The sequence below is a fragment of the Pseudomonas sp. 05N431 genome, assembly GCF_056397005.1.
The window spans coordinates 1-11,335 of record NZ_JBFTMN010000014.1; the positions used below are offsets into that span (position 1 = coordinate 1).

Genomic DNA, 11,335 nt, shown 5'->3' on the forward strand with positions numbered 1-11,335 from the left:
TTGATCTTGATCCACCCGCCCCTATCGGGAGGCCGAGTGGAGGTGTTCATCAGGGGGTGGGCGCGCAGCGCCGTACGGCGCAGCCGGACACATCGAGAGGAGGTCGTCGCGCAGCAGACCGTAGGCGATGCCCCCTGATGGACACCGGAGTGAGGGGACGCCGAGCCTAGGCGAGGTGCCGGACGCTTGGGGCGAAGACCTTTGCTTCCTTTGGGGCGTTTGCCAAAGGGAGTCGCCGTCAGGGCGAAACCCTAAGCGGCCGTTACCGCAGGAATGGATATGTACACCTGTGGGAGATAGGTCGGCTGTCCGGCCGCCATCGCGGGCAAGCCCGGCTCCCACAATGGGTTGATGTACATTTGCGAGAGATTGGTCGGCTGTCAGGCCGCCATCGCAGGCAAGCCAGCTCCCACAATTGGACTGTGTACATCTGTGAGAGATTGGTCGGCTGTCAGGCCGCCTTCGCAGGCAAGCCAGCTCCCACACTTTTGATTAGTGTGCATCTGCAGGAGATAGGCCGGCTGTCGGGTCGCCTTCGCAGGCAAGCCAGCTCCCACAGTTTGGATTGGTGTACATCTGCAAGAAATTGGGCGGCTGTCAGGGCGCCATCGCGAGCAAGCTCGCTCCCACAGTTGAACTGTGTACGTACGCAAGAGGTTGGTCGGCTGGATCAAAAAGATCGCAGCCTACGCTTGAGAGGTGGGGCCGAGCAGCAGCGCCTGCTCGCGATCACACAACCCCACCACATAATCCCACAACACCCGCAACCGCACCGACTTGTGCAATTCACGGCGAGTACTGATCCAGTAACTGCGCTGAATGCTTTCGGCCGGTAACAGCGGCACCAGCTCCGGATCATGGCTGGCCATGTAACACGGCAACACCGCGATCCCCAATCCCGAGCGCGCCGCCTGCTGCTGGGCAATCACGCTGGTGCTGTGAAACACCACCTGAGGGCTGCGGCAAAAACTGTTGAGGAACATCAACTCCTGACTGAACAACAGATCGTCGACATAGCCGATCCACACATGCCGCGCCAGGTCCTCGCGGCTGCGCAATGGTGGCGAACGGTCGAGGTAGGCCTGACTGGCGTACAGCGCCAAACGGTAATCAGTGAGCTTGCGAGTGACCAGCATGTCAGCCGCCGGGCGCTCCAGATGAATACTGATCTCGGCTTCGCGATTGAGGATACTGACAAAACGCGGCACCGCCACCAGCTCCACTTCCAGTCCCGGATACCGGTCAAACAAACCCTGCATGCGACTGGCGAGGAACATGATCCCCAAGCCTTCGGTCACGCCGACCCGGATTTTGCCCAGTGGCGCGCTGGACTGGGTGATCTCCTCCTGCGCCAGCAAGGCGACGTTCTCCATGGCTTCCGCATGTTTGAGCAGCGCTTCGCCAGCCGGGGTCAGTTGGTAACCCTGGGCCTGCTGGACGAACAGCGCGGTGCCGAGGCTCGTTTCAATCGCCTCGATGTGCCGCGCCACCGTAGCGTGGGTGGTTTTCAGGCGCCGGGCGGCGGTCAGCAAGCGGCCGCTGCGTTGCAATTCGAGAAAAAACCGCAGGTCATTCCAGTCGAACATCAGCCTTCCTTGCATGCGTGGGAGTTGATCACTGTTTAAAAACGCACAGCAGCTGAGCAAAAACTAACATTCTTTTGCCGAAAACTAACAACTAGGATGGATCCCAATAAGAACAACACGCTGCGAGGTCATGGATGCAACCTGCCGTTGATGCATACGATTACATCGTGGTCGGCGCCGGACCGGCCGGCTGCCTGCTGGCCAATCGACTCTCCGCCAACCCGCAGCACCGGGTGTTGCTGCTTGAAGCTGGCGGGCGCGATAACTACCCGTGGATTCACATTCCCGTCGGTTACCTGTACTGCATCGGCAACCCGCGCACCGACTGGTGCTTCAAGACCGAAGCGCAAACCGGCCTGCAAGGCCGCAGCCTGAGCTACCCGCGTGGCAAGGTGCTGGGCGGCAGCTCGTCGATCAACGGCATGATCTACATGCGCGGCCAGGCTGGCGATTACGACCGCTGGGCCGCCGAGGGCAACCCCGGCTGGAACTGGAACGATGTACTGCCGCTGTTCAAGCAAAGCGAAAACCATTTTGCCGGTGACTCGGCGTTTCACGGCGCTGCCGGGGAATGGCGCGTCGAGCGCCAGCGGCTGTCGTGGCCGATTCTCGACGCCTTCCGCAGCGCCGCCGAACAAAGCGGCATCGCCAGCGTCGATGACTTCAACCAGGGCGACAACGAAGGTTGCGGCTACTTCCAGGTGAATCAGAAAGCCGGGGTGCGCTGGAATGCTGCCAAGGCCTTTCTCAAACCGGTTCGCCATCGACCGAACCTCACCGTCCTGACCGGTGTCGACGTCGACCGCGTACTGCTGGAAAACGGCCGGGCATCCAGGGTCAGCGCACGCTGGCAAGGCCAGGAAAAAACCTTTGCGGCCCGCCGGGAGATCATCCTCAGCGCCGGTTCAGTCGGTTCGCCAAGCATCCTGCAACGTTCCGGCATTGGCCCGGGCAGCTTGCTCAAACGCCTGGGCATCGGCGTCGCCCATGAACTCAATGGCGTGGGTGGCAACCTGCAGGATCACTTGCAACTGCGGCTGATCTACACACTGGAAAACGCCCGGACTCTGAACCAGATTGCCGGCAGCCTGTGGGGCAAAATCGGCATGGGCCTGCGCTATCTGTACGACCGCAGTGGCCCGCTGTCGATGGCCCCCAGTCAACTCGGCGCCTTCGCCCGCTCCGGACCGGAACAAACCTCGGCGAACCTCGAATACCACGTCCAGCCGCTGTCGCTTGAGCGCTTCGGCGAACCCTTGCATGCGTTCCCGGCGTTCACCGCCTCGGTCTGCGACCTGCGCCCGAAAAGCCGTGGCCGCGTCGAGATTCGCTCGGCCGACCCGCAGCAGCCGCCGCTGATTCAACCCAATTACCTGAGCCATCCCGAAGACCTGCACGTGGCCGCCGATGCCATTCGCCTGACCCGGCGCATCGTTGCCGCACCGGCCTTGCAACCGTTCAACCCGGTCGAATACCTGCCGGGCGCGGCCTTGCAAAGCGAAGAACAACTGCACGAAGCCGCCGCGCGCATCGGCACGACGATTTTCCACCCGGTCGGCACCTGCCGCATGGGCAACGATGCCGATGCCGTGGTCGATGCCCAGTTGCGGGTCCACGGCATCCCCGGCCTGCGCATTGCCGATGCGTCGATCATGCCGCACATCACCTCGGGCAATACCTGCTCACCGACACTGATGATCGCCGAAAAAGCCGCGCAGATGATTCTCGCCGCCTCGACCCAAAGGCATCTACACAACATTGAAACAGGTGAACAACTATCTTCGTAGCAGCTGCCGAGCCCGCGAGGCTGCGTTCGAGGACGAAGTCCTCGCAAATCCTGAGCCCGCAATTAGCCAGTAAGAATGCGTTACCTGATTCGACGACTGCTTCGCAGCCGAACGCAGCCTCGCGGGCTCGGCAGCTGCTACGGGAGTTTGGAAAAGGGAATAGCAGCGCCAGCCCATACGGCCGGCGCTGACAGTGGAACAACAATAAATAAACACTGTGAGGGATACCGACATGTCAGAACAGGCTCAAGCCATCGCCGCAACGCTCAGCGCCGGCACCAGTAAGGAAACCCAGAAAGTCATCTTCGCCTCGTCCCTCGGGACGGTGTTCGAATGGTATGACTTCTTCCTCTACGGCGCTCTCGCGGCGGTGATCAGCAAACAGTTTTTCGCCGGGGTCAACGACACCACCGCCTTCATCTTCGCGCTGATGGCCTTTGCTGCCGGTTTCATCGTGCGGCCATTCGGCGCTCTGGTGTTCGGTCGACTGGGGGACATGATCGGGCGCAAATACACCTTCCTCGCGACGATCATCCTGATGGGCCTGGCAACCTTCTGCGTCGGCCTGCTGCCGACCTACGCCAGCATCGGCATTGCCGCGCCGATCATTCTGGTGGTGCTGCGCATGCTCCAGGGCCTGGCGCTCGGTGGCGAGTACGGTGGCGCCGCAACCTATGTTGCAGAGCACGCACCGGTCGGCAAGCGCGGTTTCCACACCAGCTGGATTCAGTCCACCGCGACCCTCGGATTGCTGCTGTCACTGCTGGTGGTCCTCGGCAGCCGCTACTTCACCGGCGATCAATTCGAAGTCTGGGGCTGGCGCATTCCGTTCCTGCTGTCGATCGTGCTGCTGGGCATTTCGACCTGGATTCGCCTGAGCCTGCACGAGTCGCCGGCCTTCTTGAAAATGAAAGAAGAAGGCAAGTCCTGCAAAGCGCCGATCCGCGAATCCTTCGGTAACTGGGAAAACCTCAAGGTCGTGTTGATTGCATTGTTCAGCATCAACGCCGGGCAAGCGGTGACCTTCTACGCCGCACAGTTCTATGTGCTGTTCTTCCTCACCCAGTTCCTGAAAATGGACCCGGCCCTGGCCAACACCTTGCTGATTGTCAGCGTGGTGATCGGTGCGCCGTTCTTCATTTTCTTCGGCTGGCTGTCGGACCGGGTCGGACGCAAACCGATCCTGATGATTGGCCTGTTGCTGGCCACCGTGCTGTACTTTCCGATCTTCAAAACCCTGGCCCATTACGCCAACCCGGCCATCGACCGCGCCAGTCAACAGGCACCGATCAGCGTGCTGGCCGATCCGGCCACCTGCACCTTCCAGTTCGACCCGGTCGGCAAGGCGCGGTTTGACAGTCCCTGCGACAAGGTCAAAACCTTCCTGGTCAAACAAGGCCTGCCTTACAGCAGCAAAGCCGCCCCCGCGGGCAGCGCGGTGCAGGTCAGCGTTGGTGATGTAAAAATCGACGGTTACGACGAAGCCGCCCTGCGCGGTGCCGTGACCCTGGCCGGCTACCCGCAGCAGGCAGACACCCAGCAGATCAACAAACCGATGATCGTCGTGCTGATCGTGGCGCTGATCATCATTTCGGCGATGTGCTACGGGCCGCTGGCAGCGCTGATGGTCGAACTGTTCCCGACGCGCATCCGCTACACCTCGATGTCCCTGCCGTATCACATCGGCAACGGCTGGTTTGGTGGTTTCCTGCCGACCGTGTCGTTCGCGCTGGTGGTCTACACCGGGGATATTTTCTACGGGCTGTGGTACCCGATACTGATCACCGGGGTGAGCCTGGTGGTGGGCATGCTCTGCTTGCGTGAAACCAAGGACGTGGACCTGGAGAAAAACTGACGGCATAAAAAAAGTCCGCCCATGTTGGCCCTGGGCGGACTTTCACTGCACAGAACCGCGTCTGCGATTCCTGTTAGCAGAGTTTAGGCGACAATGTCCGTGGTTGCCGCCTGGCCGACCGTTCCCACGGCAAAATCCACCGCACCGTGGCCGGTGAGATCGATATACAAACTGGTCTGGTTGGTCTGTGCGAAGTACGTCAGGATCGCGTCGCCGGCATGGCCGGTGAAGCCACTGACGAAGTTCAGCGTGGCGGCGCCGGACGCGAACTGCGCGATGCCCGACAGGTCGATCTTGTCCTCACCGCTGGTGAAATCCATGATCCAGTCTGGCGCGGTCATGGTCGAATCGGATGCCGCACCGAACACGAAGGTGTCCGCCCCTGCCCCGCCCCACAAGGAATCGCCGCCACCGCCGCCGTAGAGGATGTCGTTGCCGGCACCGCCTTCGAGCAGGTTGGCCACCGCGTTGCCGATCAGCAGGTCATTGCCCGAACCACCGATAGCGTTTTCCAGGGTTACGCCGTGGGCGATGGACACGTTGCCGACCAGACCGCCAACGTCAGAGAACGAGCCTTGGTTGAGGTTGATCTTCTGGTTCTGGCTGAAGCCCGAGAAGTCCAGGGTGTCGTTGCCGCCACCGTCCCACACCGAGAACACCACTTTGGAGTCAGCCGACGTGGCGCTGTAGAAATCGCGACCGGCGTTGGAGTTGAAGCCATAGACCGTATCATCGGCTCGGGTCTCGAGGTTGGCACCGTAGAGTTTTTGTACCGCGACAATGTCGTCCATCAACGGGGCTGACGCATACGCACCGCTGCCATCCTTGCTGAAGTCCTGACCGGTGTTGCTCTCGCTCCAGTAACTCATCAGGCTGTAGCCGCGCGTGTCCTGAGCGTAGGTCACGTCGTTATAGGTCGGGTTGCCGCTACCCGCGTTATAGACACCCGGATGGGACAGGCCCAGGCTGTGACCGATTTCGTGGGTCAGGGTCTGACGTCCGTAGTTGTTGGTGCCCGGCGTCTCGTTGACCCGATACTGATCGTTGATCAGGTACCAGGACTGACCGTCGTAGCTACCGCCGGACGGCAAGTAGGCGAACGCAGCGCCACCGGTGCTGACATCGTAGTTACCGAAACTCAGGTGCCCGTCACCGCCTGTGGCTCCTTCCTTGAAGGTGACATTGGCCACGTCCGACCAGGATTGCAGAGAGAGTTTCGCCTGGGCTTTCTGCAGATCGCTGAACTCGCTGAAATTCCCCAGTTTGCTGTTGTAGTTCGCCGGTGCCGACGTCATGAAGCTGAAGCTCAGTTCGACTTTGCCATTGCCGTCCGTGTCGTGCCAGGACAGGTTTTTACGCAGAATCTGATCAGCCGCCTGATCCGCGGTGAATGACGGCTTGCCGTTAATCAACTCAGCGCCACCGCGATCATACAAATGGCTGAAGGCATCGACCTGACTGTAGGCCGAACTGACCTGCCCTGAAGAAAAAACGGCTTTTGCTTTGGCTTGTGACATCACTACGTCCTTGTTTCAAATAGTCGGTTCCGATAGACCACGGCGACCCCTTCGCGAGATCGTCCTATCACTCGCCCTGTTGAAGGCGTAACGAAACTGACACAGATTGAAGCAGCGGGGCTATTGAATTTTTAGATAGCGGCCGCTCAAGGGTGAAGCGTCATGCCTAATGCCAGTCAGATAAGGCACAAACCTGTGGAAGCGAGCTTGCTCGCGATAGCGGCATAACATTCAACATCAATGTTGACTGACCCACCGCTATCGCGAGCAAGCTCGCTCCCACATGGATTACGCTTAACTGACAGGCATTAAGCGTCATGCCTCTTTTTTGACCGGACTGGTGGTACGCCCCTTCATCGCCAGCTGATTGACGTCTGCCCCCTGCAAGCGCGACATGTTGTGTTCAGTAATGTTCGGACAAGGGGAGTTCAACATGGTCAATGTCACCGTTTTGGCGGGAGATTTTCAACAAGGCGATAGCGAATACCGTGAAGGGGCGTTGCAGTTGAAAACCCTTTTCAACCCTAACCAGGCAATCAAAGTGCGGCCCTCGGCATTCAAAACCCTGGAAGTGGCAACCGAGGACAGCGTGACCAACAAGGATGCGATTGGCTACAGCATCGCCGGCGCCATGCTGCTCGGCCCCATCGGGGCAATCGCCGGCTACCTGATGGCGGGCAAGGAGACCGAAATTACGTTCATCGCCACGCTCAAGGATGGTCGCAAGCTGTTGGCGGCAACGGACAGCGATACTTACCGGGATATTTCCCGGCACATGAGTCATTAATCTTTACACCGCAATCCCTTGTGCTCATGACATGACAACTGAATGTCATGAGCACTTCGCGCCTTAATATCGATCACTATCGACTGCAATTATTCTGATAGTCCCTTCTGCACTGTCCTTATCTGTCTAATTCCTTAACAACGTGGATTTAAGGTTGACGTCAGCGGCCTGCCTGAGTACATTGCCCGGGCCGGTAACTCAGGCCTTTTTTCAACTCACAAAAGAATCCAATGGACACAGTATCTAGACGCTGTCTGGCTGATGCGTTTTCGCAGAGCTGGGCACTTAACCCAGAAAATGACGGGACTCGACTCCTCGGTCGGGTGAGCTGCGCTAGGGCTTGACGCTCCATCGTAACTTGCCTCTCCGGCGTCAGTCCGGTTGCGAGGCATGTTATGAACTTCAAATCTACTGTAATGCCAGGTGTACGCGCCTTCGCCTCGACGATGCGCGTAAAGCCTTGCCGTGAGCGCCCTGTGGCGGCTCACTCGCCGTTTTCCTCCCCTTCTTCGCGCACTCAGGCTCACCTGCGTGCCACTTGGCGCGTCTGCCCGTCGACCGGCCAACTCCAGCAACGCTGGAGCCTCGACGAAAGCCAGGAACCACCGAGTCGGTGCTTTGCGCACCTCCTGCAGCAGGCCGGCGTATGGCTCGGCCTGCACGTCGGGGCACGCACTTTCAGTTGATCTGAAAGTACTTCCAAGGGTGTATAACCAGCGTTTTCCTTAATAAGGAATTCGGCAACTTTCTATTGCCTATTTAAAACACAGACTTCATGGGGTTCGTTATGGACGAGGCCAGTAGTAGGTTCGCTGCATACCGTTTTTTATTGGGTGTGCAGCGAACGTTAAACACTAAAAAACACAATAACTTGAATCGATCGCTTACTTGCGACTCGGCATACATTCGCTCGTCTTTAATTAGCTGAGTTTGCAGTGTGTCGTGCCGCAAGACTGCGGCAGGAGCACACGCAATGACCCTTGTAAAAGATCCGAAAAAGCACGTCCGGGGCGCCACGAACGACGACACCAAACTGTCGATGCGCGCCGCCCGTGAGGCGCAAAACGGCCTCGCGGTTACCCTCGCCAACGTCAAGACTTCCGCCGACGGCCTGACCGAACTCGATGCCGAAGGCCGCCTGCAACGCGAAGGCTTCAACGAAGTGGCCCATGACAAGCCACCTCATGCGCTGGTGCAGTTACTGCATGCGTTCAACAACCCCTTCATCTACATCCTGATGACGCTGACTGCCATCAGCTTCGTCACCGACTTCTGGCTGCCCCTTCGAGATGGCGAGGAAACCGACCTCACTGGCGTGCTCATCGTGCTGGTGATGGTGCTGACGAGCGGCCTGATGCGCTTCTGGCAAGAACACCGTTCAGCCAAGTCCGCCGAAGCCCTCAAGGCCATGGTCCGTACCACCGCCACTGTGCTGCGTCGCGAGCAAATGGGCATGAAGCCCAAACTGCGCGAAGTGCCGATGCGTGAACTGGTGGCCGGCGACGTCATTCAGTTGTCGGCCGGTGACATGATCCCGGCTGACATTCGCCTGATCGAATCCCGCGACCTGTTCATCAGCCAGGCGGTGCTGACCGGTGAAGCCTTGCCGGTGGAGAAATACGACACCCTGGGCAACGTCGCACAGAAGTCCGCCTCAGCAACAGCCGCCGACCAGTCAAACCTGCTGGACCTGCCGAACATCTGCTTCATGGGCACCAACGTGGTCAGCGGCACCGCCAGAGCCGTGGTGGTCGCGACCGGCTCACGCACCTACTTCGGCTCGCTGGCCAAAGCCATTGTCGGCTCACGCGTGCAAACTGCTTTCGACCGTGGGGTGAACAGCGTCAGTTGGCTGTTGATACGCTTCATGCTGGTCATGGTGCCGGTCGTACTACTGATCAACGGTTTCACCAAGGGCGACTGGAGCGAAGCCTTCATGTTTGCCCTCGCGGTGGCGGTAGGCCTGACCCCGGAAATGTTGCCGATGATCGTCAACGCCAACCTCGCCAAGGGCGCATCTGCCATGGCCAAACGTAAAGTCGTGGTCAAGCGTCTCAACGCGATCCAGAACTTCGGGGCCATGGACGTGCTGTGCACCGACAAGACCGGCACTTTGACCCAGGACAAAATCATCCTCGAGCACCACGTCGACATCAATGGCCGGCGCGACGACTCGATCCTTGAACTGGCGTGGCTCAACAGTCATCACCAGAGCGGTCTGCGCAACCTGATGGACCAGGCGGTGGTGCAATTCGCCGAGCGCAACCCGACGTTCAAGATCCCGTTCGCCTACAGCAAGATCGATGAGCTGCCGTTCGACTTCATTCGTCGGCGCCTGTCGATCATCGTCAAGGACAGCCGCGACGATCATCTGCTGGTCTGCAAGGGCGCGGTCGAGGAAATGCTGAACATTTCCAGCCACGTCCACGAGAACGGCGTGGTGGTCGCACTGGACGAGCACCGTCGCAAAGCGCTGCTGGCGATGGCCAACGAGTACAACGAAGACGGTTTCCGGGTGCTGGTGGTGGCGACTCGCGAGATCCCGAAAGCCCAAAGCAAAAACCAGTACAAGACCAGCGACGAACGCGAGCTGGTGATTCGTGGCTTCCTGACCTTCCTCGATCCGCCGAAGGAAACCGCCGGCCCGGCGATTGCCGCACTGCGGGACATGGGCGTAACCGTCAAGGTGCTGACCGGCGACAACGCCGTGGTCACCAGCAAGATCTGCCGCGAAGTCGGCCTGGAGCCTGGCACGCCGCTGCTCGGGCAAGACATCGAGAAAATGGACGAGTCGACCCTCAAGCTGCGGGTTGAAGAACGCACGGTGTTTGCCAAGCTCACGCCGCTACAGAAATCCCGGGTACTGAAGGCGCTGCAGTCGAACGGTCACACCGTCGGCTTCCTCGGCGACGGCATCAACGACGCCCCTGCCCTGCGCGACGCCGACGTGGGTATTTCGGTCGACAGCGGCACCGATATTGCCAAGGAATCGGCCGATATCATCCTGCTGGAAAAGAGCCTGATGGTGCTCGAAGAAGGTGTGATCAAAGGCCGCGAGACCTTCGGCAACATCATGAAGTACCTGAACATGACCGCCAGCTCGAACTTCGGCAACGTCTTCTCGGTGCTGGTGGCCAGTGCCTTCATCCCGTTCCTGCCAATGCTGGCGATCCATCTGCTGCTGCAAAACCTGATGTACGACATCTCCCAGCTGGCGCTGCCGTGGGACAAGATGGACAAGGAATACCTGCGCAAACCGCGCAAGTGGGACGCCAAGAACATCGGGCGCTTCATGCTGTGGATCGGGCCGACCTCGTCGATCTTCGACATCACCACCTTTGCCCTGATGTGGTACGTGTTCTCGGCCAACAGCGTGGAAATGCAGACGCTGTTCCAGTCCGGCTGGTTCATTGAAGGCTTGCTGTCGCAGACGCTGGTGGTGCACATGCTGCGCACCCAGAAGATCCCGTTCTTCCAGAGCACCGCGGCCTTGCCGGTGATCCTGATGACCGGGCTGGTGATGGTGTTGGGCATCTACATCCCGTTCTCGCCACTCGGCACCCTGGTTGGTCTGCAACCGTTGCCATGGCAGTACTTCCCATGGCTGGTGGGCACTCTGCTCAGCTACTGCGTGTTCGCCCAGTTGATGAAGACCTTCTACATCCGCCGCTTCAAGCAATGGTTCTGATCGTCTGAACACACCGTAACCCCTGTGGGAGCGAGCTTGCTCGCGATAGCGGACTGACAGGCAGCACAGATGTTGAATGTGCAACCGCTATCGCGAGCAAGCTCGCTCCCACAGG

7 protein-coding genes are annotated in these 11,335 nt (G+C 59.4%); 5 read left to right on the plus strand and 2 right to left on the minus strand.

Translation table 11 applies throughout. The features are described 5' to 3' along the window. Nucleotides 1-686: 686 nt before the first annotated feature. The gene (locus AC1DIG_RS21790) at nt 687-1,586 is read right to left on the minus strand and encodes a LysR family transcriptional regulator (protein WP_477768963.1); all 900 of its coding nucleotides are present in this window, start codon (nt 1,584-1,586) and stop codon (nt 687-689) included. 134 nt (nt 1,587-1,720) lie between these two features. Here AC1DIG_RS21790 and AC1DIG_RS21795 point away from each other — a divergent pair, with 134 nt between their 5' ends. Further along, nucleotides 1,721-3,373, plus strand: a complete 1,653-nt coding sequence (locus AC1DIG_RS21795; RefSeq protein ID WP_477768964.1) for a GMC family oxidoreductase — start codon at nt 1,721-1,723, stop codon at nt 3,371-3,373. Between the two features lie 232 nt (nt 3,374-3,605). After that, entirely contained in the window at nt 3,606-5,228 is a 1,623-nt protein-coding gene (locus AC1DIG_RS21800; RefSeq protein WP_477768965.1) for an MFS transporter, read from the plus strand. Nucleotides 5,229-5,311: 83 nt separating this feature from the next. On the opposite strand, the gene AC1DIG_RS21805 is transcribed toward AC1DIG_RS21800, so the two are convergent. Further along, nucleotides 5,312-6,745: a serralysin family metalloprotease gene (locus tag AC1DIG_RS21805; protein ID WP_477768966.1), complete on the minus strand. Its 1,434-nt coding sequence runs from the start codon at nt 6,743-6,745 to the stop codon at nt 5,312-5,314. A gap of 433 nt (nt 6,746-7,178) precedes the next feature. Between AC1DIG_RS21805 and AC1DIG_RS21810 the strand changes: the two genes are divergently transcribed. The 3 genes from AC1DIG_RS21810 to mgtA all read left to right on the plus strand — a co-directional run bounded on the left by AC1DIG_RS21810 (nt 7,179) and on the right by mgtA (nt 11,220). Continuing rightward, nucleotides 7,179-7,532 (plus strand): hypothetical protein, encoded by a 354-nt coding sequence (locus AC1DIG_RS21810; protein WP_477768967.1) that lies wholly within the window; start codon nt 7,179-7,181, stop codon nt 7,530-7,532. 395 nt (nt 7,533-7,927) lie between these two features. Further along, nucleotides 7,928-8,218, plus strand: a complete 291-nt coding sequence (locus AC1DIG_RS21815; protein WP_477768968.1) for a hypothetical protein — start codon at nt 7,928-7,930, stop codon at nt 8,216-8,218. Between the two features lie 287 nt (nt 8,219-8,505). Beyond that, complete coding sequence (gene mgtA, locus AC1DIG_RS21820) at nt 8,506-11,220, plus strand: magnesium-translocating P-type ATPase (RefSeq protein ID WP_477768969.1); 2,715 nt, start codon at nt 8,506-8,508, stop codon at nt 11,218-11,220. The last annotated feature ends 115 nt before the right edge of the window (nt 11,221-11,335 follow it).